Annotated in this window: 25 protein-coding genes; 10 read left to right on the forward strand and 15 right to left on the reverse strand. The window is 64.7% G+C overall.

Going from position 1 to position 24,797, the window contains the following annotated elements:
• Positions 1-3: 3 nt before the first annotated feature.
• From CH285_RS24080 to CH285_RS24090, 3 genes are all read right to left on the reverse strand, one after another.
• On the reverse strand, positions 4-1,512 hold the full coding sequence (locus CH285_RS24080) for a CoA-acylating methylmalonate-semialdehyde dehydrogenase (protein WP_032406296.1): 1,509 nt from the start codon (positions 1,510-1,512) through the stop codon (positions 4-6).
• Between the two features lie 73 nt (positions 1,513-1,585).
• On the reverse strand, positions 1,586-2,338 hold the full coding sequence (locus CH285_RS24085) for an SWIM zinc finger family protein (RefSeq protein WP_094643557.1): 753 nt from the start codon (positions 2,336-2,338) through the stop codon (positions 1,586-1,588).
• Entirely contained in the window at positions 2,338-5,181 is a 2,844-nt protein-coding gene (locus CH285_RS24090; protein ID WP_094643558.1) for a DEAD/DEAH box helicase, read from the reverse strand. Before CH285_RS24090 ends, CH285_RS24085 begins: the two co-directional genes overlap by 1 nt.
• 90 nt (positions 5,182-5,271) lie before the next feature.
• Here CH285_RS24090 and CH285_RS24095 point away from each other — a divergent pair, with 90 nt between their 5' ends.
• From CH285_RS24095 to CH285_RS24105, 3 genes are all read left to right on the forward strand, one after another.
• Positions 5,272-6,171: an NADP-dependent oxidoreductase gene (locus tag CH285_RS24095; protein WP_094643559.1), complete on the forward strand. Its 900-nt coding sequence runs from the start codon at positions 5,272-5,274 to the stop codon at positions 6,169-6,171.
• A gap of 95 nt (positions 6,172-6,266) precedes the next feature.
• Positions 6,267-6,983 carry an HNH endonuclease family protein gene (locus CH285_RS24100; protein ID WP_032401268.1) on the forward strand — a complete coding sequence of 239 codons (717 nt, stop codon included), beginning with the start codon at positions 6,267-6,269 and terminating at the stop codon, positions 6,981-6,983.
• 36 nt (positions 6,984-7,019) lie between these two features.
• On the forward strand, positions 7,020-7,847 hold the full coding sequence (locus CH285_RS24105) for a shikimate 5-dehydrogenase (RefSeq protein ID WP_094643560.1): 828 nt from the start codon (positions 7,020-7,022) through the stop codon (positions 7,845-7,847).
• Between the two features lies 1 nt (position 7,848).
• On the opposite strand, the gene nagB is transcribed toward CH285_RS24105, so the two are convergent.
• Genes nagB through CH285_RS24120 form a run of 3 tightly spaced genes read right to left on the reverse strand, consistent with a single transcriptional unit; the run spans position 7,849 to position 11,072 of the window.
• Positions 7,849-8,643, reverse strand: coding sequence for a glucosamine-6-phosphate deaminase (nagB, locus tag CH285_RS24110; protein ID WP_032368790.1), 795 nt, complete (start codon positions 8,641-8,643; stop codon positions 7,849-7,851).
• Positions 8,644-9,828, reverse strand: coding sequence for an N-acetylglucosamine-6-phosphate deacetylase (locus tag CH285_RS24115; RefSeq protein WP_032368791.1), 1,185 nt, complete (start codon positions 9,826-9,828; stop codon positions 8,644-8,646).
• Positions 9,825-11,072: a PTS transporter subunit EIIC gene (locus CH285_RS24120; protein WP_032368792.1), complete on the reverse strand. Its 1,248-nt coding sequence runs from the start codon at positions 11,070-11,072 to the stop codon at positions 9,825-9,827. Before CH285_RS24120 ends, CH285_RS24115 begins: the two co-directional genes overlap by 4 nt.
• Before the next feature lie 177 nt (positions 11,073-11,249).
• Between CH285_RS24120 and CH285_RS24125 the strand changes: the two genes are divergently transcribed.
• Both CH285_RS24125 and CH285_RS24130 read left to right on the forward strand, forming a co-directional pair.
• Entirely contained in the window at positions 11,250-11,480 is a 231-nt protein-coding gene (locus CH285_RS24125; RefSeq protein ID WP_027497937.1) for a glucose PTS transporter subunit EIIB, read from the forward strand.
• On the forward strand, positions 11,477-11,941 hold the full coding sequence (locus CH285_RS24130; RefSeq protein ID WP_032368793.1) for a PTS sugar transporter subunit IIA: 465 nt from the start codon (positions 11,477-11,479) through the stop codon (positions 11,939-11,941). The genes CH285_RS24125 and CH285_RS24130 overlap by 4 nt, the downstream gene beginning before the upstream one ends.
• A 2-nt stretch (positions 11,942-11,943) precedes the next feature.
• On the opposite strand, the gene CH285_RS24135 is transcribed toward CH285_RS24130, so the two are convergent.
• Positions 11,944-12,690: a GntR family transcriptional regulator gene (locus tag CH285_RS24135; protein ID WP_027497939.1), complete on the reverse strand. Its 747-nt coding sequence runs from the start codon at positions 12,688-12,690 to the stop codon at positions 11,944-11,946.
• Between the two features lie 173 nt (positions 12,691-12,863).
• On the opposite strand from CH285_RS24135, the gene CH285_RS24140 reads away from it, so the two are divergent.
• Positions 12,864-13,340 (forward strand): acyl-CoA thioesterase, encoded by a 477-nt coding sequence (locus tag CH285_RS24140; RefSeq protein WP_032368794.1) that lies wholly within the window; start codon positions 12,864-12,866, stop codon positions 13,338-13,340.
• A 2-nt stretch (positions 13,341-13,342) separates the two neighbouring features.
• On the opposite strand, the gene CH285_RS24145 is transcribed toward CH285_RS24140, so the two are convergent.
• Both CH285_RS24145 and CH285_RS24150 read right to left on the reverse strand, forming a co-directional pair.
• Positions 13,343-14,368: a phosphotransferase family protein gene (locus tag CH285_RS24145; protein ID WP_032373990.1), complete on the reverse strand. Its 1,026-nt coding sequence runs from the start codon at positions 14,366-14,368 to the stop codon at positions 13,343-13,345.
• A 107-nt stretch (positions 14,369-14,475) separates the two neighbouring features.
• Positions 14,476-14,790, reverse strand: a complete 315-nt coding sequence (locus CH285_RS24150) for a hypothetical protein (RefSeq protein ID WP_139278557.1) — start codon at positions 14,788-14,790, stop codon at positions 14,476-14,478.
• Between the two features lie 587 nt (positions 14,791-15,377).
• Between CH285_RS24150 and CH285_RS24160 the strand changes: the two genes are divergently transcribed.
• Entirely contained in the window at positions 15,378-16,091 is a 714-nt protein-coding gene (locus CH285_RS24160) for a hypothetical protein (protein ID WP_141214941.1), read from the forward strand.
• A gap of 37 nt (positions 16,092-16,128) precedes the next feature.
• Here CH285_RS24160 and CH285_RS24165 read toward each other — a convergent pair whose 3' ends face one another.
• The 3 genes from CH285_RS24165 to CH285_RS24175 are packed head-to-tail and all read right to left on the reverse strand — an operon-like array spanning position 16,129 to position 18,991.
• Positions 16,129-17,550, reverse strand: coding sequence for an NAD(P)(+) transhydrogenase (Re/Si-specific) subunit beta (locus CH285_RS24165; protein WP_027497942.1), 1,422 nt, complete (start codon positions 17,548-17,550; stop codon positions 16,129-16,131).
• A complete protein-coding gene (locus CH285_RS24170) occupies positions 17,550-17,873 on the reverse strand; it encodes an NAD(P) transhydrogenase subunit alpha (RefSeq protein ID WP_027497943.1) in 324 nt (107 codons plus the stop codon). The genes CH285_RS24165 and CH285_RS24170 overlap by 1 nt, the downstream gene beginning before the upstream one ends.
• Positions 17,873-18,991, reverse strand: a complete 1,119-nt coding sequence (locus CH285_RS24175) for a Re/Si-specific NAD(P)(+) transhydrogenase subunit alpha (RefSeq protein ID WP_032365557.1) — start codon at positions 18,989-18,991, stop codon at positions 17,873-17,875. Before CH285_RS24175 ends, CH285_RS24170 begins: the two co-directional genes overlap by 1 nt.
• A 254-nt stretch (positions 18,992-19,245) precedes the next feature.
• Between CH285_RS24175 and CH285_RS24180 the strand changes: the two genes are divergently transcribed.
• Both CH285_RS24180 and CH285_RS24185 read left to right on the forward strand, forming a co-directional pair.
• Positions 19,246-19,686 (forward strand): HIT family protein, encoded by a 441-nt coding sequence (locus tag CH285_RS24180; RefSeq protein WP_045840906.1) that lies wholly within the window; start codon positions 19,246-19,248, stop codon positions 19,684-19,686.
• Positions 19,683-20,327 (forward strand): Type 1 glutamine amidotransferase-like domain-containing protein, encoded by a 645-nt coding sequence (locus CH285_RS24185; protein WP_032373994.1) that lies wholly within the window; start codon positions 19,683-19,685, stop codon positions 20,325-20,327. The genes CH285_RS24180 and CH285_RS24185 overlap by 4 nt, the downstream gene beginning before the upstream one ends.
• A 29-nt stretch (positions 20,328-20,356) precedes the next feature.
• Here CH285_RS24185 and CH285_RS24190 read toward each other — a convergent pair whose 3' ends face one another.
• Positions 20,357-20,668 (reverse strand): hypothetical protein, encoded by a 312-nt coding sequence (locus CH285_RS24190; RefSeq protein WP_032389975.1) that lies wholly within the window; start codon positions 20,666-20,668, stop codon positions 20,357-20,359.
• Between the two features lie 232 nt (positions 20,669-20,900).
• Between CH285_RS24190 and CH285_RS24195 the strand changes: the two genes are divergently transcribed.
• A complete protein-coding gene (locus tag CH285_RS24195) occupies positions 20,901-22,283 on the forward strand; it encodes an FAD-binding oxidoreductase (protein WP_032368798.1) in 1,383 nt (460 codons plus the stop codon).
• A 103-nt stretch (positions 22,284-22,386) separates the two neighbouring features.
• Here CH285_RS24195 and CH285_RS24200 read toward each other — a convergent pair whose 3' ends face one another.
• The gene (locus CH285_RS24200; RefSeq protein ID WP_032389976.1) at positions 22,387-23,691 is read right to left on the reverse strand and encodes an aspartate aminotransferase family protein; all 1,305 of its coding nucleotides are present in this window, start codon (positions 23,689-23,691) and stop codon (positions 22,387-22,389) included.
• A 74-nt stretch (positions 23,692-23,765) separates the two neighbouring features.
• Positions 23,766-24,797 (reverse strand): TIGR03842 family LLM class F420-dependent oxidoreductase, encoded by a 1,032-nt coding sequence (locus CH285_RS24205; protein ID WP_032389977.1) that lies wholly within the window; start codon positions 24,795-24,797, stop codon positions 23,766-23,768.

Consider the following 24,797-nt stretch of genomic DNA (forward strand, 5'->3'; position numbering starts at 1 on the left):
CGATCAGTCCATGTTCGGAATGACGAAGTGATTCTGCGCAGCTGCTTCCTTGGTGCCCGACGGCCAACGCTGAGTGACGGTCTTGGTCTTGGTGTAGAAGCGGATGGAATCCGGTCCGTGCTGGTTGAGATCGCCGAATCCCGAACGCTTCCAACCACCGAACGTGTGGTACGCGATCGGCACCGGAATCGGCACGTTGACTCCCACCATGCCCACCTGGACGCGGGAGCAGAAGTCGCGAGCGGTGTCGCCGTCGCGGGTGAAGATCGAGACGCCGTTGCCGTACTCGTGTTCGGACGGCAGACGCAGCGCGTCCTCGTAGTCCTTCGCGCGCACGACGATCAGGACCGGTCCGAAGATCTCTTCCTTGTAGATGCGCATGTCGGTGGTCACCTTGTCGAACAGCGTTGCGCCGGCGAAGAATCCGCCCTCGTGGCCCTCGAGACTGAATCCGCGTCCATCGACGACCAACTCGGCACCCTCGTCCACACCGATCTGGGTGTAGTCGTTGACGCGCTTCAACGCATCGCTACCGACGAGCGGGCCGAAGTCCGCGGTCTCGTCGTCGCTGCGGCCGATCTTCAGTTTCGCCACTCGCTCGGTCAGTTTGGCGACCAACGCGTCGGCGGTCTCCTCACCGACGGGAACCGCGACGGAAATCGCCATGCATCGCTCGCCGGCCGAACCGTATGCGGCTCCGAGCAGAGCGTCGGCGACCTCGTCGAGATCGGCATCGGGCATCACCAATGCGTGGTTCTTCGCTCCACCGAAGCACTGTGCGCGCTTGCCGTGCTGCGCCGCCGTCTCGTAGATGTACTGCGCGATGGGCGTCGATCCGACGAAGCCGATCGCCTTGACGCGATCGTCGGTGAGCAGCACGTCGACGGCATCCTTGCCGCCGTTGACGACGTTGAACACGCCCGGCGGCAGACCTGCCTCGAGGAACAGCTCGGCGAGCTTGAGGGGCACGGACGGATCCCGCTCGGACGGCTTGAGAATGAAGGCGTTACCGCAGGCGATGGCCGGGCCGGCCTTCCACAGCGGAATCATGGCCGGGAAGTTGAACGGGGTGATGCCGGCAACGACACCGAGCGGCTGACGCATCGAGTAGACGTCGATACCGCCACCCGCACCCTCGGTGTACTCACCCTTGAGCAGGTGCGGAACACCGACGGCGAACTCGACGACCTCGACGCCACGCTGGATGTCGCCCTTGGCGTCGGCGATGGTCTTGCCGTGCTCCGACGAGAGCAGCCGCGCGAGTTCTTCGGTGTCGCGGGTGACGAGCGCGAGGAACTTCATCAGCACCCGAGCGCGCCGCTGCGGGTTCCACTTCGCCCACTCACGCTGCGCCTGCTCGGCGTCGGCGATGGCGGCCTCGACCTCGGATACGTCGGCCAGGGGCACCCGGGCCTGCACCTCACCGGTATTGGGATCGAACACATCCCCGAACTGTCCGGAGGTGCCGGCGACATGCTTGCCGCCGATGAAGTGCGTGAGTTCGCGAGCCATGGGTGTCCGTCCTCGAGCGTGGAATTAAGTACGCTCATCCTATAGTCGGATGTCCATGTAAGTCCAGGAGCGGTCACATTCGGTCGTAGAACGCGCGCAGATCAGCGCAGGCCCGGCTGACTTCCGCCTCCGTCGAACCGTCGGCGCGAAAGATTCTGCGCAGGATCAGCGGATCGAGATCGTCCGTCGCCGGAGCGAACGACACTTTCGGAAGTTCGGGGAACGCCGCACGATCGCCGAACCAGTCGTCCGGGTCGAACTCCTCGTCGCTGTCGCCGACCCCCTCGATCAACTGATCCAGATCGACACCGCGCAGTGTCAGGATCGTCCCCGCGGACGCGTCGATGTGCTCGGCGGCGATGTACATCAGCGCTGCCGCGTGTTTGCACGGCCACCCGTCGTCGGGGCACGAACAGTCGAAATCCAGTTGCCCCTTGTCGTGGGGAAGCAGCACCGACGCCAGCGCCTGAGGAATCGCGTTGGACGCGAGTTCCGCCAGCATGCCGGGGTTGGATCGCACTCGGCCGACGAGCCCGGCCACCTCGCCTTCGGTGAGCGGCTCGACGCTGACCGACGCCGAGAACGGCTCGAGCTGACTGCCCTGCACCTCACCGTAGATCTGCCCACGTTCGACTCCGAGAGTGAGCACCTGCCCCTGGCGGGCATAGGTCCGGCCCCGTGCGATCCGGCCCGGATCGGCGAGATCTTCCATCGCGGCGACGAAATGCCTGCCCCACCACGTCTGCCCGAAGGCACCCCGCTTGTTTCGAGACTCGATGCCGCCCTTGGCTTGTCGACGCTTGCCGTACTGCGAGAAGTCGGCCATCACTCCCCCACCGCGTCTTCGCTGAGACGAAACAGTTCCTGCAGTTCCGCAGTGTCCATCTCGGTCACCCAGCTCTCACCGGTGCCCACCGCCAGATCCGCCAGATCCTGCTTCGACACCAGCATCGAATCGATGCGTTCCTCCACGGTGCCCACACACAGCAGCTTGCGCACCATCACGTTCTTGCGCTGGCCGATACGGAAGGCGCGGTCGGTCGCCTGGTTCTCCACCGCCGGATTCCACCAACGATCTATGTGCACAACATGATTGGCGGCAGTGAGATTGAGCCCGGTACCACCGGCCTTGAGCGAGAGCATCATGATCGGCGGACCGTCGTCGCTCTGGAACTTCTCGACCATCTCATCGCGCTTGCCCTTGCTCACGCCGCCGTGCAGGAACGGCACCTGAACTCCGAAACGCTCGGCGAAATACGGTGCCACGAGCTCACCGAACTCTCGAAACTGCGTGAACAACAACGCCTTCTCGTTGTCACCGAGAACGGAATCGAGCATGTCCTCCACCAATCCGATCTTTCCGGAACGGTGCTGACCTCGCTTGAGTACCGACGAGCCGTCGGACAGGAAATGCGCGGGGTGATTGCACACCTGTTTGAGGCGAGTGAGGGCCGAGAGCACCGCACCCTTGCGTTTCATGCCCTTCGCGTCGGCGATCTGCGCCATCATCTCGTCGACGACCGCCTTGTACAACGCCGCCTGCTCGGCAGTGAGGTTGGCGCGCACGGTCATTTCGTTCTTCTCCGGCAGATCAGAGATGACCGTGGGATCGGTTTTGACGCGACGCAGAATGAACGGAGACGTGATGGCACGCAGCCGCGAGACCGCGTTCTCGTCGTTCTCCCGCTCGATCGGCACCGAGAACCGCTTCCTGAAGTCCGACGGCCGCCCCAGCATGCCCGGGTTCGCGAAATCCAGAATGGACCTCAGCTCGTCCAGCCGGTTCTCCACCGGCGTCCCGGTGAGCGCCAGTTTGTGATCGGCCGGAATGGCCAGTGCCGCCTTCGCCTGCACGGTGCCTGCATTCTTGATGTGCTGCGCCTCGTCGAGAACCACGCGACGCCACGTCTGTGCGGCCAACTGCGCGCGGTCCTTGGCCATCAATGCGTACGTGGTGACGATCAGGTCGTGCTCCGCGATGGCTCGATCGAGCTCCTCGTCGCGTAACCGCGTCGGACCGTGGTGCACCAGAACACGCAGTGCAGGAGTGAATTTCGCGGCCTCACGTTGCCAGTTACCGACCACCGACATCGGGGCCACCAACAGCGTCGGAGTCGCACTTTTCTCGTGAGCGAGCAGCGTGAGCACCTGCAGTGTCTTGCCCAGGCCCATGTCGTCGGCGAGCACGGCACCGAGACCGAGCCGGCTCATGAACGCGAGCCAGTCGAGTCCGCGTTGCTGATAGGGCCGCAGAGTCGCGCGGACGCCCTCGGGCACCGGGATGGTTTCCGGAACCGCCCCGGGTTCGAGCAACGTTGCCGCCCAGCCGGTGGCGCGGATGTCCTGGACCGGAGCCGGAGGCGGATCGGCCAACGTCATCTCACGCATCAACGTGCTGAGCGCAGTCCCGTCACCGTGATGCTCGGCGACGTACTTCGCAGCCCGCGCCAGCTGTCCCCCGTCGGCGAGCACCCATTGCCCGCGCAGCCGGACGAGGTCGCCCTTCGAGACGGCCAGCCGGTTCATCTCCGCCTCGGTGAGCACCATGTCGCCCAGCTGCAGTTGCCAGTCGTACGACACCAGCTCGTCCATACCGACGGCACGATCGGCCGCAGCTTTGGTCACCGCGGGTGACTCGACCCGCAATCGCATCGACGGATCCAACCTGGTCCACGCCCTCGGCAGCAGGACCGTCGTGCCGGTGGCCTGCAGCGCAGTGGCACCGTGTTCGACGAGATCGATGACCACCGACGTCGGCAACAACAGGTCGAGGGTGCCCTCCTGGGTGGGCAGATCACGCAACCTCGGGTAGGCAGCGACGGCCTCGCCGAGTTTGCGTACTGCTGTCGACAGCAAGGTCGCGTCGACCTTGCGGCTCATCGGGACCGGACGCGGCGCCTCCCCGTCCGCGCGCAGGCACACCTGAAGTGTCCAGAACGACTCGACGGCATCGTCCGGGGCACCGTCGGCATCACCCGTCTCGCCGTCCTGGTCGTCCGGTTCGAGCAGGCGCAGCACCAGCGCCGGTTCGTCGACGGTGAGGCTGGCGCGCCAATTGTCGAACAACGTCGAGATCTTCTGCGTCCCATCGAGATACGGATCGTCACGCACGAGGGCCGACAGCAACGGGTGCTCGGAATCGGGCTTGCCGAGCACCGATCTGACGATCGGGTCGGTGAGCTCCTCGACCATGTCGTCCAGAAGCTTCTTCGGTCGTTCGTTCGCTCGCTGCACCGACGGCATCGCAACAGCGAGCTCGCTGAGCCAGGCGCGTTGACGCTCGCCGCCGACCAGCCGCCAACGCGGCCACCACTGGCCGTCCATCAATTTCAGTGCCGGCACCACTCGTCCGGCCCGGACCCACCGTTCGATGCCCTGGGCGACGTGGCCCAGGAACCGGAGGTCGCCGGAGATCAGGGCGTGGGTCGACGGGGTGCGGAGCAACAGGTCGGCCGCATCGTGCGGAGCCAGCGCGATCGCCGGGAGTTCGACCGGATCCCGAGGGGTGGCGCGTCGAGTGGAGTCGGGAAACGTCACTCGGGCGCGATGCCGGAACGTGCGGGTGAGCACGTGCGAGTGTGTCGCCGGTAGGTCGGGTTCGTCTCCGGTGCTGATCTCGTCGTCCCAGAGCAGCAATCCGGCACCGGGAGACCAGAGACCGTGCAGCATCGGTCCATCCAACCAGCACGCACCGACATACCCGGCGCCGATGTGTCATCGATGGGCGCTGATGTGTCATCGATGAGGCACAGTGGTCCCATGATCGCGTACGGCTTCGACGAATACGGCGGCCCCGACACCGAGACATTTCTGGACCTCCCTGTGGCGGAACCGGGATCGGGGCAGCTTCTCGTGGCGGTACATGCCGCGGGGGTGAATCCCGCAGATTGGAAGGTGCGGGCGGGTAATCGCAAGGACACCGTGCAGATCACCTTGCCTGCGGTGCTGGGTCGGGAGGTGTCGGGCACTGTCGTGGGCGTCGGCTCGGGAGTGGACGGGTTCTCGGTCGGTGACGAGGTCTTCGGGGCGACGGCGTCGGGTCACGGCGGGTATGCGCAGTACACGCTGCTCAATGCGGCCGGCACGGCACACAAGCCCGAGGCCGTGTCCTGGTCGGTCGCGGCGACACTGCCGGTGGCGGCCGGGACCGCCTTCGACGCACTGCGAGGGTTGGCGCTGACTGCAGGCAACACGGTTCTCGTTCTCGGCGCAGGCGGCGGTGTGGGTTCTTCGGTTCTGCAGCTGGCGCGTGCCGACGGTATCGACGTTCTCGGGGTGGCGAGCTCGGGCAAGCGGGAGTGGATCGAGAGCCTCGGTGCGGAGTTCGTCGAGTCCGGACCCGAGTACGTCGGTTCGATATCGCGGCCGGTGCACGGCATCGTCGATCTGGTCGGCGGGGACACTCTTCGCGCGGCCGCTGTGAAGACCGGCGCCCCGATCGTCAGCGTGGCCGACCCGGTGCTCGCCGCCCAGTGGGGTGGGTCTGGAGCAGTGCGCGAGCGCACCACTGCGGCGTTCACCCGATTGGCCGATCTGGTCGTGACGGGCGTCCTTCGTCCACGCATCGATCACACGTTTCCACTCGACCGCGCAGGCGAGGCTCTTGCGCTCGTGGAGAACGGGCACGCACTCGGCAAGGTCGTCATCGAGGTCCGCTGACACCCGACCGTGTCGGGCGGTGTCGGTACCGTCCGGCACACTGCTGTCGCGAGGTACGAGAGTCGGCAAGATCGAAGTTTCACGATGGGGCGTGTGTGAAGAAGCTGTGGGTAGCGGCGGCGTTGGTGATCGCCGCGATCGTCATGGCGACGTTCGAATCCTGTGACCGGTCCGACATACCGGGATTGGCTCCCCCACCCCCGGCCCCGGGCAGCCCCACCCGTGCCCAGATCGAAACGCTGTTGGATCGGGTGGCCGTCGTCGCCGCACGACCCGATCCCCGTGGGTACGAGCGCGGATGCAAGAGCGGTGAAGGGTGCGTGTTCGGACCGGCGTGGACGGACGACTACGACGGACCGGGCGGGCACGACGGGTGTGGAACCCGCGACAACGTGCTGGCACTGTCGATGACCGAAGTCGAGTTCAAGGCCGGCACCCGAGACTGCGTGGTGCTCTCGGGCTCCCTGGACGACCCCTACTCCGGTGAACGGTTGCAGTTCACCAAGTCCGACGCCGGCAAGATCCAGATCGATCACGTCTATCCGTTGTCTGCCGCCTGGGACATGGGTGCCGACAGCTGGGCAGCGGACAAGCGCATTCGTTTCGCGAACGACATCGCGTTCAATCTGCTGGCGGTCAACGGGCCGGACAACCAGAGCAAGAGCGACAAGACGCCGTCGCAGTGGATGCCGCCGAACGCGGCGTACCACTGTTTCTACGCGGGCAAATATCTGTCGGTGGCGGCCCAGTACGAGCTGCCGATCACAGAGGCCGACCGCCGCGCCCTCGCTTCGGTGGCCCCCAGCTGCTGATCCAGCGATGCGAACGCGGGCGGTAAAGTCTGGCCAATGGCAACGACGTCGTCGCGCAGCTTTCTCGACCGTGACACCCAGCTCTGCATGTCTCTGTCGGGAAGGCCGAGCAATATCGGAACCCGCTTCCACAACTACCTGTACGACGAACTGGGATTGAACTTCGTCTACAAGGCGTTCACCACCACCGATCTCGCGGCCGCGGTCGGTGGAGTCCGTGCACTCGGTATCAGGGGATGCGCGGTCTCCATGCCGTTCAAGGAAGACGTGATCGAGCTGGTCGACGTCATGCACGAATCTGCGAGCGCGATCGCATCGGTCAACACCATCGTCAACGAGGCGGGCGTGTTGCACGCCTACAACACCGATTACCAGGCTGTGGCCGATCTGCTCGCGTCGAGCGAGTTCTCGACCGATTGTTCGGTGGCCGTGACCGGCAGCGGCGGTATGGCCAAGGCAGTCGTTGCCGCACTGCGGGATTCGGGTTTCACCCGCGGCACCGTGGTTGCTCGCAACACGTCGACCGGTCCGGCTCTCGCCGAGGCGTACGGATACGGCTGGTCGGCCGAGTCCGTCGGAGCCGACTTGCTGGTGAACGTCACCCCGGTGGGAATGGCGGGCGGCCCCGCTGCCGATTCGACTCCCTTCACCGAGTCGCAGATCCATGCGGCACAGGCAGTGTTCGACGTGGTCGCGATGCCGTCGGAGACTCCGCTGATCACCGCGGCGCGTGCGGCGAACAAACCGGTGATCACCGGCGCACAGGTCATTGCCCTGCAGGCAGCAGAACAGTTCGTTCTCTACACCGGAGTTCGCCCGTCCGACGATCAGATCCAGCGGGCGTCGGAATTCTCCCGTCGCTGACTCACAGGCGCTGCCACGCGGGCTTGTTCGCGTAGGCGTGGCGGTAGTAGTCCGTGAGAGCGAGGGACGCAGCAGCTGCCTCGTCCACCAGTACCGTCACGTGTGGATGCCACTGAATCGCGGACGCAGGACAGCGTGCCGACAACGGCCCCTCGACGGCCGCGGCCACCGCGTCTGCCTTGGATTCTCCGGTAGCGATGAGCACGAGATGACGCGCCTCGTCGATGGTGCCGAGGCCTTGCGTCAGCACGTGGTGCGGCACCTCCTCCGGCGAGGGGAAGAAGCGCGCATTGTCGACCCGAGTCTGTTCGGTGAGCGTCTTGACCCGGGTTCTCGACCGTAGTGACGACCCGGGCTCGTTGAAGCCGATGTGTCCGTCGGTGCCGATGCCGAGAATCTGCACATCGATACCACCGGCCTCCGCGATCGCGGCGTCGTATCGTCGCGCTTCGGCAGCGATGTCGACGGCTTCACCGTCCGGCGAGAACACCGCGGAATCGTCCAGGTCGACGAGGTCCACGAAGTTCTCGCGAATGAACGAAAAATACGACTGCTCAGCAGTTCTGGGTAGACCTATGTATTCGTCGAGCAGAAACGCTCGACACCCAGCGAAGGACAGCCCTTTCTCGCGATGTCGGCGGGCCAGCTCGCGATACGTGCCGACGGGACTCGACCCGGTCGCCAACCCGAGGACGGGGCCCGATCCCGGGACCGAGTCGGTTCGCACGACGCGCTCGACGATGTCGGCCGCGGTTCGGTCCACGTCGGTGACTGTGGGGAGTACGACGATCTCCATCTAACTTTCCTCCTCGATCGCGCGTCCGCCGCGAATGACCTGCACCGGCGCGAAGGATGCGTCGACCACCAGCACGTCCGCTCTCGATCCGGCTACGAGAGAACCGGTTTCGGCCCCGATCCCGATCAGCGCTGCCGGGGTGGTTGCCCCGGCACGCACTGCGTCGAGCAACGGCACACCGGCGTCGAGCACTGCGCGGCGTACCAGGTCGAGCACACTCGACGTGCCGCCCGCGATCGGGGCCGACTCGGGATCGTTCTCCCGCGACAGGCGGGCGACCGAATCGTGCACGGTGACATCCAGCGGCCCGAGCCGGTAGCGGCCGTCGGCCATTCCCGCCGCGGCCATCGCGTCGGACACCAACGCGATGTTCCCACCGCCGACGAGATCGAACACCGCTCGCACGGTCTCGTCGGCGAGATGTACTCCGTCGCCGATCAATTCGAGCACCATCGACCCTCGCGCCGCGGCAGCCAAGCACTCGCTGACCGGCCCCGGCGACCGATGATGCCAGGTGGGCATCCCGTTGAACAGGTGCGTGGCACCGATGGCGCCCTCTCCGAGGGCGTCGATTGCGCTGCGAGTGGTGCGTGCGTCGGCGTCGGTGTGCCCGATGCTGGGGACGATGCCGTTCTCTCGCAACATGTGTCCGACGGCCGTGAAGCCGTCGACTTCGGGAGCAAGTGTCATCGACCGTACCGATCCCCGCCCGGCGTCGATGATGTCTGCCAGCAGACCGGTGTCGCCGCCACGGAGTGACGCGGGGTCCTGCGCCCCGCAGCGGGCAACAGACAGGAACGGCCCTTCGAGGTGGACCCCGGCGATATCCCCCGACTCGTACAGATCCGCGAGCGTCGACGTCTGCTCGACCAGTCGCCCAGGGGATGCCGACACCAGCGATGCGAGCATCGTGGTGGTGCCGCGGCCGCGGTGGTGCCGTACCGCGGTCATCAGATCGGCACGGGCAGAATCCGGGAACGACGCCCCGCCGCCGCCGTGGCAGTGCACGTCGACCAGCCCCGGCAGGATGGTCGAGTTCGATTGGGGTGGGGCCTCGTCGGGCCACGCCGACACCGGACCCACCCAGGAGATTCGATCGCCGGACAACGCCACGACGGCATCCTCGATGACCGCATCGGGTGTGACGACCCGCCCCCGGAGCGCCGTCGTGATGGATTCGCTCATGCCCGGTCGGGTTCGAGCACCGCGTCGTCCTCGCGGCCGGGGGTGCGCAGGTTCCACTTCTTGATGACGAAGCTGAACAGGAAGTAGTAGATCACCGCATACACCAGGCCGATAGGAATGAGAAGCCATGCCTTCGTGGCGATTCCGTAGTTCAACAGATAGTCGATACCGCCGGCAGAGAAGAAGAAGCCGTCATGGATTCCCAGGGCATTGGTCAGTGCCATGGAGGTTCCGGTCAGCACGGCGTGGATGATGTAGAGCGGCCAGGCGACGAACATGAACGAGTACTCGAGCGGTTCGGTGATGCCGGTGACGAACGCAGTCAGACCGGTGGACAACATGATTCCGCCGACGATCTTCTTCTGCGACGGCTTGGCGTTGCGATAGATCGCGAATGCGGCGGCAGGCAGAGCGAACATCATGATGGGGAAGAAGCCGGTCATGAAGACTCCCGCGGACGGATCTCCCGCGAAGAATCGGTTGAGATCGCCACGCACCAATTGACCACTCGCGTCCTGATAATCACCGACGAGGAACCAGACGACCGAATTGAGAATGTGGTGCAGTCCCGTCGGAATCAGCATGCGATTGGCGAAACCGTAGATTCCGCTACCCACCACACTGTGATCGGCAACGGTGTTTCCGACCCAGTTCAGTGCGCTGTAGAAGAGCGGATAGACGAACGACATGACGACGGCGACGACGAGGCCGGTGACAGCGGTCAGGATGGGAACCAGACGTCGTCCGCTGAAGAAGCCGAGGTAATCCGGCAGTTTCTGGCGGTAGAACCGCTGCCACAGAATGGCGGAGAGCAAGCCGATGACGATGCCGGCCAACACGCCGTAGTCGATCACGGCCGGATCGCCGTTCGCGTCGACTTTGCCTTCCAGTACCACCGGTGACATCGCGGTGAAGACACCGTTCATCACCATGTAGCCGACGACGGCGGCGAGGGCGGTCGAGCCGTCCGACTTCTTGGCCCAGCCGATGGCGATGCCCACGGCAAATATCAAGGGCAACCAGGTGAAGACCGCCTGTCCTGCAGCGGAGATGACGGCCGCCGCGGTGCCCAGAGCACTCAATCTGCCGAGGAGGTCGTCCTGGCCCAGCCGCAACAGGATTCCCGCCGCGGGAAGAACCGCAATGGGCAGCATGAGACTGCGCCCGAATCGCTGCAACCCGGCGAGAGATCTGGATTCCTTCTTCGGTTCGGCTTCGGCCGAGTCCGTCTTCTTCAGGGTCATGGCGACCTTCTCTTCGAGGCTGGTCCGGCAAGGGAGTTCTACTGTTGTGACCGGATGACATCAGGGGTACTGTCCGGTCATTACCAGTTGTAGTTTGGCCAGGTGACGACCACATGTCAACCCGGAGATGTGACCTCGCCGACACCACTGCACACGAGAAGGAAGCGGGAACAGAACATGGCCAAAGCGGACGCGATCGTGAAGGGCCTCGGCGGTGCCGACAACATCGTAGAGATCGAAGCGTGCATCACCCGGCTCCGTACCGAGGTCAAGGACGGGTCGCTGGTGGACGAGGCTGCGCTCAAGGCAGCCGGTGCGCACGGAGTGTTCCACAAGGGGACAGCCGTGCAGGTCATCGTCGGCCCGGAGGCCGACACCCTCGCCGAGGACATCGGCGACATTCTGTGAGCGGGACCTCGACGATCTTCAGTCCTGTTGCCGGTCAGGTCATCTCGCTCGCCGACGTCCCCGACCCGGTCTTCTCTTCGCAGATGGTGGGCTCCGGGGTCGCCGTGCGCCCGGCGGCCGGTAGCGGGCCCGTCGAGGTGCGGTCTCCGATAGCCGGCCAGATCCTCAAACTCCACCCACATGCGTTCGTCGTGTTCACCGACGACAAGGCGGGAGTGCTGGTGCACATCGGCATCGACACCGTGAAGATGAAGGGCCAGGGTTTCGAACTCGTTGCAGCAGAGGGCGATCGGGTTCAATCCGGCGATCTCGTGATCACCTACGACCCTGCGGCGATCGCGGAGGCCGGATACTCCGACGTGATTCCCGTGGTCCTGATGGACTCCGAGCCCGATGCCGTCACGAGCGCGGCCGTCGGAACGTCGGTGGCACAGGGTGACTCGCTGTTCGTGTTGCCCTGAGCCTAGCGGCGCTGCGTGGTGCGCCGCTCCCCCTGCACCTCCATCGAGAGTTGGTACCGGTCGCACCGGTACCAACTCTCCGTGTGCTCGATCGGCTCGTCGCCGCTGAACGACACTCGGTCGAAGTACAGCACCGGTGCGCCGCGTTTGGTCCCCAGCAGCGTGGAGGTGTCACTGTCGGCGGCTGTCGCTTTGACGGTCTGCTCGGCTCGATCGATGGTCAGGCCGTAGTGGTTGCGCACGGCCTCGTACACCGACTGACTCAGATCGTGGTCGATCAGCCCCGGAAGGAGTTCGGCCCGGTACCACCCGTCGTCGACACTGACCGGCTCGGCATCGGCCAGCCGTAGCCGTTTGATGTGGTACGTCCGATCACCGTCGACCAGGCCCAGAGCACGAATCGTTGCTGCCGAGGGCTTTTCGAGTCGCGCGAACAGGACCACCGTCGTCGGCGTCAGCCCCTGGGCACGCATCTCCTCGGAGAACGACGCCAGGTGCAACCGCGACTGCACGGTACGAGAAGCAACGAACGTCCCTTTCCCACGTACCCGAACCAGATGTCCGTCGTTGACGAGCTGTCCTATCGCCTCGCGTACCGTGATGCGACTGACGCCGTAGTCCTCCATCAACCGACGCTCGCTCGGCATCAGATCCCCCGGCGAAAGCTCCTTGGTGCAGCGGTGCAACAGAATTGCGCGTAGCTGTTCGTGCTTCGGGATCTGACTGTCCCTCAGGTGTACGGGCATCACCACTGCGCCGGCCTTTCGATCACTCGCAGAACCAGCGGTACGGACTGGTCCGGTCCAACCAAAGACTACGTCACGACGGCGATACCGAGGAAGCATTCGCCCGGACTCAGCTCTCCGATCCCTCGAATCCGGTCGCGTTTGTTGCCGACGTGGCGACGGGTTAGCGTCGTGCCATGACGGAGTCGCCGAAGGACAGCGTGGAATTGTCGAATGCGTCGGATTTCCCGGCGCTGTGGCCGGTGTCGACCCGATGGGACGACAACGACCACTACGGCCACGTCAACAACGTGACGTATTACGCATACTTCGACACCGCAGTGAACGGGTGGCTCATGGAAACGACGGGTGTGGACATCAGGACTCTGCCCGCGATCGGCGTCGTGGCCGAAACCTCGTGCCGCTATCTGTCCGAGCTCAGTTTTCCCGATCGCCTTCAGGTCGGTCTGGCGGTGGCGAAGCTGGGCACCCGCAGCATCGTCTACTCGCTTGCCTTGTTCCGAGAAGCCGAGGACGACGCACTGACATTGGCCGCTCGGGGACGGTTCGTTCACGTCTACGTCGACGCGCACTCCCGCCGTCCCGTCCCCATTCCCTCCGAAATCGAAACCGCGGCACGCACTTTGGTGATCGGAACGTCAGTAGACGCCTGAATCTAGAGCCCGATTTCGTCGGCGCGCTGCAGCGCTCGGGTGACGATGTCGTCGATCAGCGTGGTGGTCGGCGCGCCGCCCACGGCGCGGTTGCGTGAATCGGCTTCCATCCGGCGCATGACGCCTTCGGCGATGATCGACAACTTCCACAGCGCCAGCACTTCCCAGAATCCGGCATCGGTCACATCGCGGCCCGTGTTGTGCGCGTAGGACTCGACCAGCTCCGCCCGGGTAGGGAAACCGGGCAGAGTCGATGCCATGAAAGGACCGGCAACCCCGTCGTCCGCCTGAGGCCAGTAGGCGAGCAGACCACCCAGATCCGCCAACGGGTCTCCGAGCGTGCACAACTCCCAGTCGACGACGGCAACCACGCGGCCGTCGTTTCGAGCGGTGATGACGTTGCTCAGATGGAAGTCGCCGTGAACCAGCGTCACCTCGTGCTGCTCGGGGATCTTGGCCGTCAATCGTGCTGCGAGCGAGTCGATTCCAGGAACCTCCCGGGTTCGGGAGGAGTCCCACTGCGTGGTCCACCGCGCGATCTGACGCGCAGCGTACGGTTTGCGGCCGGCGAGGTCGGCAAGACCCGACGACTCGAGGTCGACACGGTGGATATCGGACAACGCCGCGGTCAGACCGAGTCCGACACGTCGACGCTGATCGGGGTCCAACTGTTCGGCAGCCGACACCGAGTCGACGACGACCCCGTCGACGAAACTCATCAGGACCAACGGAACCTCGGAAATGGCTGGATCCTGCGTGATCGCAATCATTTTCGGCACAGGGACCGGCGAATTCTGCAGACCGGAGAGAATCCGGTGCTCGCGCACGACGTCGTGAGCCGACGCCAACAATTTGCCCAACGGCGGCCGGCGAAGGACCCACGCACTGCCACCGGCGTCGCGAACCGCATACGTGAGGTTGGACTGGCCGTTACCGATGCGCTGAAACGAGAGCGGCGACGTTGCGCCTATCCCCAGCTCCGCGATCCACGTCGACACTGCATCTTCGTCCAAGCCCACCACGCCCATACAAAACCCTCACTTCGTTGTGCGGCACCGTTGCCGACGGACATCACCGGTTCGGGTGATCGTAACGAAGCGGTGCCAACGGATGCCGGTGGCACAAGCACAGACGGTCAGCTGGCGCGACCGAACGCGGAGATCAGCGCCGGAGTAGCAACGGCAGCGGCCTCGTGCCGCTTGACAGCAATTTCGTCGATTTCGCCGACGAGCAGTGCGGTCATCGACTCGGGCTCGGCACACCAGACGGCCGAGATGTTGTGCACCTCCGCTGGCGCGAACAGTCCACTGGTGGACAGCGCGTCGATCCATTCGGCAACGGCATCGGCCGTGGGCTCCGGCATCACCGTACGGTCCAGCGAGTCCGCCTGGAACTCGTTGCAAAAGAACGCGCGGACCATATCGAGCTGCCCCTGCGACATTGTGGTCATGTTCTTCTCCTTCGAGTTTCCGACTTCTGTTGGTGCCGAATGCCCGTTCACGAGTTGCGATGAGCCGACCAGACCGTGTTCAGATCGTTACCAACTTGGCCGTAACGGGGGAATACGGTTTTCCGATGCGGCTGAAACTACGCCCTTTTCGACGGTCTCGCCCAGGGTGAACTGGACTATGTGACCATAGTCACACAGATCGGCCCATCCGATCAACGACTTGCAACGAATTCATAGTTCGCATTTCAAAATACTGTGACAGGAGACAAACTCCGCACGAAAGTCCAGGTAGGCGAGGTGCGACACTCGAGAGCAACTACTCGGAGCCGCAGTCGAGTAGCCTCCTCTACACCGCACTGGACCAGACACTCCGACCGATCGGTTGGTTGTAGGGTCGAATTCTACTTCTGGTTCGGTTTTTCGGCTGTTTGCAGACTCCAGGAATTTGACAGATCACCATTACTAGGTTGCGGCTACAACAAGGAATCGACGCTTCTTCGTCGTGATCCGACCGTTACCGCAGATGCTCAGCCGGCTCCCACGATGCTCACACCTCACGCTCAGCCGACTGCGGCAGTCTGGCGTCCATGCGATCACCGAGTCTCGACAGCGGACCGATCCGGTCACCCCGTGGAGCCGGCAACGAGAGCCGTTCGGCGAACACGAGCGAGCGGGCGCACCGACGGGCGATCCGCACCCGGCTGACGGTGTCGGGCCTCTGCGCGGTGCTCTTGTCGGTACTACTGATGTGGGTGCCGAACATGGCACCGGTGTGGCCCGTCTCCACGAGCCCGGCTGCCGCCCTGGCCTCGCGAGCGCTGAGCACGATCGACGTCACCGCCGTGCTGACCGTCCTCGCCGCCCTCACCGTTGTCGCCCTGGTCCGAAAACTGCCTTACGGCATCGGGGTGGTGATTGCCTGCGTCGTCGGCGCGGAAGTGACCACAGCTCTGGTGCGTCACCTCGCGGCGTCGTCGACAACGGCCACCGACCTTCCGAGCGGGCAGCTCGTCGCTGTCACAGCGCTGGTGGGGGCCGCGTCGATGGTGGCATCGGCCACGTGGCGGCCGATGATCCTCGGGCTCGGGACCGTCGCCGCCCTCGCTGTCGGAGTGGCACAACTGGTCGTCGGGTCCGTCTCCCCCGTCGGGATTGTCAGCGCACTGCTGATCACGGGCGTGTGGTGGCCGGCGTGCTCAGTGGTGATGCTTTTCTCACCCGCAGCCGCTGCCCGCGAGGCTCGAAGCCCGTTCGATACCGCTGCCCTCGTCGCCCAACGCAGAATGGGACGCTTCCGTTGACACGGAAGCGTCCCATCCGGGCCGAGATGGCGACCGACTAGAGGGCCTTGAGCTCCTCGGTCACCTCGGACACCGACTTCTTTGCGTCGCCGAACAGCATCGACGTGCCTTCCGCGAAGAACAGTGGGTTCTCGATTCCGGCGAAGCCGGACGACATCGACCGCTTGAGGACGATGACCGACTTCGACTGATCGACGTTGAGAATCGGCATCCCGTGAATCGGGCTCGACGGATCGTTGCGCGCCGCCGGGTTGGTCACGTCGTTCGCTCCGATGACCAACGTGACGTCGGTGCGAGAGAACTCGTCGTTGATGTCGTCCATTTCCTTCATCGCGTCGTACGCGACGTCGGCCTCGGCGAGCAGCACGTTCATATGTCCCGGCATGCGACCGGCGACGGGGTGGATGGCGTACTTGACCTCGACACCCTTGGACTCCAGCAACTTGGCCATGTCCTTGACGGCATGCTGTGCCTGAGCGACGGCAAGGCCGTAGCCGGGCACGACGATGACCTGGTTGGCGTAGGCCATCTGGATCGCTGCGTCTGCCGCCGAGGTCGCCTTGGCGGTTCCCCCGCCTGCACCGGCCGGGCCTGCAGCCGCGTCGCCGCCGCCGAATCCACCTGCGACGATCGCCGGAATGGACCTGTTCATGGCCTTGGCCATGAGGTTGGTCAAGATCGTGCCGGACGCGCCGACGATCATGCCCGCCACGATCATCGCGGTGTTGTTGAGCGCCAGACCCGCAGCCGCAGCAGACAGACCGGTCAGAGCATTGAGCAGCGAAATGACGACCGGCATGTCCGCGCCGCCGATGGGCAGTACCACCGTGAGACCGAGGATGCCTGCCAATACGAGAACCGCGACGATCCACCACTGCGACACGCCGCCGCCCGGAGTGGCGTTGATGCCGATGACCACTGCAGCGGCCACAGCGCCGATCAGCAGCAGAGCGTTGAGCGGCTGCTGCAACTTACCGATGGTGATCGGCGAGCCGGGCAGAGTTTCCTGCAGCTTCAAAAAGGCGATGAGAGAGCCCCAGAACGAGATGGAACCGATGATCGCCGCGAAGAGTGAGCCGATGACGATATGCACCGTCGGCGACTCTCCGTGGTTGAAGTTCGAGAATCCGGACGTGTCGAGGAACTCGGCCCACGCGATCAGTGCGACCGTGCCACCGCCGACGCCGTTGAACAGAGCCACCAGCTGCGGCATCGCCGTCATCTTCACCCGTCGCGCAGGCGGGATTCCCAGCGCCACGCCGACGACTAGTCCGACGATGATCAGGATCCAGTTACCGGTGTCGCGAATGGATATCAGCGTGGCCACCACGGCGATGAACATGCCGACCGCGGCGATCTGGTTGCCCCGCACGGCGGTCTTCGGTCCGGTCAGACCCATCAGACCGTAGATGAACATGCCGAAGGCGACGATGTAGAGAATGTTGACGAGATTGTCCATCAGGAGTCAGCACCCTTCGAGGTCTTGGCGGGCACCGGCTTGGACTTGAACATGCCGAGCATGCGGTCGGTGACCACGAAGCCACCGATGACGTTGACGGTTCCGAACACCAGCGCGACGAACAGGATGACCTGCAGTCCGATGGACGGGTCGTGCACCTTTCCGAGGACGACCAACGCGCCCAACACGACGATGCCGTGGATGGCGTTGGTTCCCGACATCAGCGGGGTGTGCAAGGTGTTCGGCACCTTGGAGATCACCGCGAAACCGACGAACCCGGACAACACCAGGATCGCGATGTTCGCGAGAAGCGGGGTGTACATCAGTTCTCCTTCTCACGTGTCACGCAGGCACCGGCGAGCACTTCGTCGGAGAAATCCGGAGCGAGTGCGCCGTCGACCAGCATGAGCTCGAGCAAAGCCGAGATGTTCTTCGAGTACAGCTCGCTGGCGTGCTCGGGCATCGTGGCAGGCAGGTTCAACGGCGAGCAGATGGTGACGTCGTGCTTGACGACGGTCTGGCCGGGCTCGGTGAGTTCGCAGTTTCCGCCGGTCTCACCGGCCAGGTCGACCACGACGCTGCCGGGCTTCATACCCTCGACTGCGGCGGCCGTCACCAGACGCGGCGCGGGACGGCCGGGCACCAACGCCGTGGTGATCACGACGTCGAATCCCTTGATCGCCTCTTCCAGGGCACGCTGCTGCTGGACGCGTTCGTCCTCGGTCAGCTCACGCGCGTAGCCGCCTTCGCCGGCAGCATCGATCCCCAGATCGAGCCACTGCGCGCCGACGGAACGGACCTGGTCGGCTACCTCCGGTCGCACGTCGTAGCCGGTGGGTCGACCACCGAGACGCTTCGCGGTGGCCAGGGCTTGCAGGCCGGCCACACCGACACCGAGAACGAGCACAGTCGCCGGCTTGACCGTTCCGGCGGCGGTGGTCAGCATCGGGAAGAACCTCGTGGACTCCGACGCGGCCAACAGAACCGCCTTGTACCCGGCGACGTTCGCCTGAGAAGACAAGGCGTCCATCACCTGAGCGCGGGAGATACGCGGAATGGCTTCGACCGCGAACGCCTGTACTCCGGCGGCCTTCAGCGCGCCGATGCTGTTCTCGGCATTGCGTGGGGCGAGGAAACCGATGAGCGTCGAGCCCGACTTCAGCCTCGAGATCTCTGCGTCGGTGGGCGGCGCGACCTTGACCACGACCTCCGAGCCCCAGGGATCGCCGATCGTGGCCCCGGCTGCGACATAGAGCTCGTCCGGGATCAGAGCGCCGAGTCCGGCACCCGATTCCACGACGACCTCGACGCCCTTGCCCGTGAGCGCGGCAACGATCTTCGGGACCAGAGCGACACGTCGCTCACCTTCCCCCGATTCGCGGACCACACCGACGACCGTCGTGGATCCCGAACCCTTTTCAGTGCTCTGCGATGTATCCAAATCTCCGTCTTCCTGCGTTGAATGGTGCCCACCGATCGGCCAATGGCTCGAAATCTGCGACGAGTGGACGAACCCATGCGACAAGGCACGAGGTTCCTGATAGTAGCCACAGGTAATGGAGCGCGGGTAACCCAGAACACAGTCCGATTCGTTCTGAATCGAGTCCGTTTCGACATTTCGCGACTACAGGGCGAGCAATTGTGATGCACGCCATACAGGTCTATCCGTGATGATCGGACCTTACAGTGACAATCGTGGAATCTTGCATCTTCTGTGCCATCGTCGCCGGCGACGCACCCGCCCACCGCGTGTTCGAGAACGAGCACGCCGTCGCCTTTCTCGATATTCGACCGATCAGCAGGGGCCACGTTCTGGTGGTTCCGCGCGAGCATTCCGCAGACCTGACCTCCACCGGACCGGACACGGCTGCCGAGGTTTTCCGCGTCGGGCACACGCTGGCGCGCGCAGTGCGCGAGTCCGACCTACGCGCCGACGGTGCAAACCTGGTGATCAACGACGGCGTCGCCGCATTCCAAACCGTCTTTCACCTGCATCTGCACGTGGTGCCGCGCTGGGACCGCGACCGACTGAAGTTTGCGGCGGGGTTCGTCACCCGTCGCCTGCGTGAACCCGAGCGGGTGGCCGAGGCAATCCGATCCGGAATGGCCAGGGTCGCCGGGGAGCAGACCTCGTGAGGTTGTTCTTGTCTTCGTATCGATTCGGCGGCCATTCCGACGAGTTCGCCCGCCTCACCGGCCCGCCCGCCGATCTCGCGGTCATCGCCAATGCGGCCGATGCCTGGCCCGCCACCGCCCGCGAATCCTCGCTCCGCAGCGAGTTCGGACCCCTGCGCGCCTTGGGATACCGGCCGTCGGAGTTGGATCTGCGCGATTTCGCCGGGAGGCCGGCCGCATTCGAGCGCGCCCTGGCAGCGTTCGACGCAGTCTGGGTCCGCGGTGGCAACACGTTCGTGTTGCGCGCTCAGATGGCTCGTTCCGGTGCGGACGAGGTCATCCGCGGGCGCGTTCGGGCCGACACCATCGCCTACGGCGGGTACAGCGCGGGAGCGTGCGTCGCTGCGCCGTCACTGGCCGGAGTCGAGGATGCCGACGACCCCAACGAGGTACGGCCGATCGCAGGCATCGATCCGGTGTGGAGCGGGCTCGGTCTCGTCGACTTCTCCGTCGTCCCGCATCTCGATTCCGTGCTGGACGAGCAGGATTCGGGATGGGCGACGCTGCGCCGTCTGCGACGCGAGGGAATCGAAACTCACGGACTGACCGACAGCCAGGCAATCGTGGTCGACGACTCCGGGACGACAATTCTGGGTGCGTGATCCGTGATTTGTGACTGTGCGACCCGTGATCAGCCCAGGCGAGCGAGCGGCGCGAGCCGATCGAGAGACGACCACGCGAGAGAGCAACGCCGAGCAGTCATTTCGTCGGCATCGAGGACGAGCATGTCGAACAGTCGACGGGGTGCTGCACGCCAGGAGTCGGCGATGGCCGCGACGGTCGCGCTCTCGAACATCCCGGATTGCAGCAACGCGTGCACCCACTCGCCGACCTCGCCGCGGTGAATGCGCTCGATGGTGTCGTATTCGACTCCGCCCCCGAGGAATTCGTACGAGAACATCGCCGCCACATAGTTCCAGGAGTCACTTCCGGGATCGATCATCGTGCAGCCTCCTTGTCGACCCGCACCGCATGGGGTGCGAGATGCGCTGCGCTGGACGCTAGCGCTGCGAACTACAACATTGCGTGTCGACGACGCATCGATCTGGTAACGCCTGGGGCTGGTGTTACTGATGTGACTCGGACAATCCCAGCGGCGTCCTCGTTCACGCCCCACTGCGAGTCGTGACAGACTCGAGTGGCGACGGTCACATGTACGACGTGAGGAGAACCGGATGTCGGTGACTACCGATGCAGATGCCCACCTGAGCGAGCTCGAAGCGCTGCTTCCCGCCGGTGCCGTGGTCACCGACCCCGACATCACCGAGGGATACCGACGCGACTGGGCCAAGGACCCCGACGCGGGTACCCCATTGGCCGTGGTCCGCGCGCAGTCCACCGACGACGTCAGAGCCGTCATGCGGTGGGCCACCGAACACGCGGTGGCGGTCGTCCCTCGTGGGGCCGGCTCGGGCCTGTCCGGTGGTGCCACGGCCGTCGACGGCGGAATCGTGCTCACCACCGAGCTGATGCGCGAGATCACCGTCGACCCGGTAACCCGCATAGCCGTCGTACAACCCGGACTGCTCAACGCCGAAGTCAAGAAAGCAGTCGCCGAACACGGCCTGTGGTACCCACCGGATCCGTCGTCGTTCGAGATGTGCTCCATCGGCGGCAATGCGGCCACCAATGCCGGCGGGCTGTGCTGCGTGAAGTACGGCGTCACCACCGATTACGTTCTCGGGCTCGAGGTCGTCCTCGCCGACGGGACTGCCGTCCGACTCGGCGGACCACGCCTGAAAGATGTTGCCGGACTGTCCCTTGCGAAGCTCTTCGTGGGATCTGAGGGCACCCTGGGCATCATCACCGAGATCACTCTTCGATTGATCCCGGCCCAACCTCCGGCCAGCACCGTGGTTGCCTCGTTCGCCTCCGTGCACGATGCGACGACTGCCATTCTGGCCATCACCCGTACCCTGCGGCCGTCGATGCTCGAGTTCATGGACCGTGCGTCCATCGGTGCCGTCGAAGATGCCATGAACATGGGACTCGACCGCGAGGCCGCTGCGATGCTCATCGCTCGGTCCGACTCCCCCGGTGCCGATCGAGGGCGAGAGATCGACATCATGGCCGCAGCATGCACCGAGGCCGGAGCCTCGGATGTCTTCACCACCGACGACCCCGACGAGGGTGAGGCCTTCGCTGCCGCACGTCGATTCGCCATTCCGGCGGTCGAACGACTCGGCAGCCTGCTGCTCGAGGATGTCGGTGTTCCGCTGCCTGCCCTCCCGGCTCTCGTCGACGGGATCGCCGAACTGTCGAAGAAGTACGACGTGCTGGTCGCCGTCATCGCGCACGCGGGCGACGGCAACACCCACCCGCTCATCGTGTTCGACCCCGAGGACGCCGACATGACCCGTCGGGCCAACGTCGCATTCGGAGCCATCATGGATCTGGCAATTTCGTTGGGCGGCACCATCACCGGGGAACACGGCGTCGGTCGACTCAAGAAGGCCTGGCTACCCGATCAAGTCGGCGAAGACGTCATGGAACTGACCCGGCGAATCAAGACCGCTCTCGATCCGGCCGGAATCCTCAACCCCGGTGCTGTGCTCTGATCAGAGCGGCTGACGCCGCACGTGCGTGCAGTGTTTTCGGGTCGTTCCGCAGGCTCCACTCCTGCCTCGTAGTCTGGGGCGAGTTTCCGCGCACGACCCCGAGTCAGACGGTGAACCCGTCCGCCACCGTCAATACCTCGTCGAGGATTTCCAGTCCCTGACGAATCTCGTCCTCGGTCGTCGTCAGTGGCGGTGCGATCTGCAGACGGTTGCCTGCGACGAAGGGCCACAGACCCCGTGACTTCGCCGCGGCGGTCACGCTGCCCATCGCCGCCGCATCCTTGCCCGACGCGGCGAAGGGCACCAGCGGCTCCCGCGTCGTGCCGTCCCTGACCAGCTCGACGGCCCAGAAGAATCCCTTGCCGCGCACCTCACCGACGCTCGGATGCGATTCGGCCAGCTTGGACAGCCCCGCACCGAGTACGTCCTCGCCGACGTGACGCACGTGCGGAAGGATCTTGTCGCGCTCGAACACCCCGATTGATGCGACGCCCGCGGCACACCCGAGGACGTGACCGGAGTAGGTCAAGCCGCCCGGATACGGCTTGTGGTCGAACTGCGAGGCGATCTTCTCCGAGATCACGACCCCGCCGAGGGGCACGTATCCGGAGTTGACGCCCTTGGCGAAGGTGATCAGATCCGGTGTCACATCCCAGGCCTGGCACGCGAACCATTCGCCGATTCGCCCGAACCCGACCATCACTTCGTCGGCGATGTAGACGATCCCGTACTTGTCGCACAGTGCCCGAACGCCGGCCAGATATCCGGGCGGCGGGATCAGCACACCGTTGGTACCGATGACCGATTCCAGGATCAGTCCGGCGATGTTCTGCGCGCCTTCGAGCACGATGACCTGTTCGAGGTGTGCCAGCGCTGCCGCTGTCTCGTCCTCGGGAATCGTTGTGCCCCAGGGCGACCGGTACGGGTACGGCCCGAAGAAGCGTACGACGTCGACGTTGGTCGGCTCGGTACCCCATCGCCGCGGCTCGCCGGTGAGACCGATAGCGACTCCGGTTCCGCCGTGGTACGAGCGGTAGGCGGCAAGCATCTTCGTGCGTCCGGTGTGCTGGCGCGCCAGCCTCACCGCATGCTCGACGGCTTCGGCACCGCCCGTCGTGAAGAACACCCGGTTCAGATCACCCGGAGCGCGTTCGGCGATCAGAGCGGCGAGTTCACTGCGCTTGTTGTTGGCCACGGTCGGAGAGATGGTCGTCAGAACCTGGGCCTGTTCGACGATGGCGGCCACCACGTCGGGGTGTTGATGCCCGAGATTGACGTTGACCAACTGGGACGAGAAGTCCAGGTACCGATTGCCCTTGTCGTCCCAGAACCACGACCCCTCGGCACCCTCGACGGTGATCGGGTTCAGTTCGGCCTGCGCCGACCAGGAGTAGAACACGTGATCCATCTACTTGCCGCCTTTCTTCGGTGTGACACTCACCGGAGCGTACGACTGGCCGACGGCAACAGTCCCGTCGCCCGTCACGACGTAGCCGTGACAGATGTGCGAATCTGCGGGATGATGCTCTCTCCGTACGCTTCGAGCGTCGCTGCCTTGGCGTCGTGCTGCAGGTACACCGAGAACTGGTCGACGCCGAGCGCCTCGAGCTCCTTCAGCTTGGCGATGTGATCGGCCGGGGTGCCCAGTAGGCAGAACCTGTCGATCACCTCGTCCGGAACGAATTCTGCGTGCGAGTTTCCGGCTCGACCGTGCTCGTTGTAGTCGTACCCTTTGCGCGCCGCGATGTAGTCGGTGAGTGCCTGCGGAACACCGCCGCCGTCACCGCCGTAGCGTGCGACGATATCGGCGACGTGATTGCCGACCATCCCACCGAACCAACGACATTGGTCGCGGGCATGTTCGAGACCGGCCTCGGTACCGTCGGTGACGTAGGCGGGAGCTGCCACGCAGATCGAGATCGAATCCGGATCTCGGCCCGCCTGCTCGGCCGCCGCGCGCACTCGGCCGATCGTCCACGCAGCAATGTCCGGATCTGCCAATTGCAGAATGAATCCGTCCGCTACCTGCCCGGTGAGCTCGAGGGCTTTCGGTCCGTACGCCGCGACCCACACCTCCAGCGTCGAATGCTCCGCCCACGGGAACTGCACCGTCGTGTCACCCACCCGGGCGCTGCGCCCGTTGGCCAGATTTCGGATCACCTCGATCGAGTCTCTAAGCGAGGCAAGCGTTGTCGGCTTACCTCCGAGAGCGCGGACCGCGGAATCACCCCGACCGATACCGCAGACGGTTCGATTGCCGAACATGTCGTTGAGGGTCGCGAACGTCGACGCCGTCACGGTCCAATCGCGGGTAGCCGGATTGGTGACCATCGGACCCACGGTCACACGCCTGGTCGCGGCCAGAATCTGACTGTAGATGACGTACGGTTCCTGCCACAGCAGATGCGAATCGAACGTCCATACGTGCGAAAACCCATGTGTCTCGGCCTGTCTGGCCAGATCGATCACCCGCGACGCCGGCGGATTGCACTGCAGCACCACCCCGATGTCCAT

Origin of the sequence: Rhodococcus sp. 05-2256-B1, from assembly GCF_002258465.1 — a bacterium.
In the GTDB taxonomy this organism is placed as follows: Bacteria; Actinomycetota; Actinomycetes; order Mycobacteriales; family Mycobacteriaceae; genus Rhodococcoides; species Rhodococcoides fascians.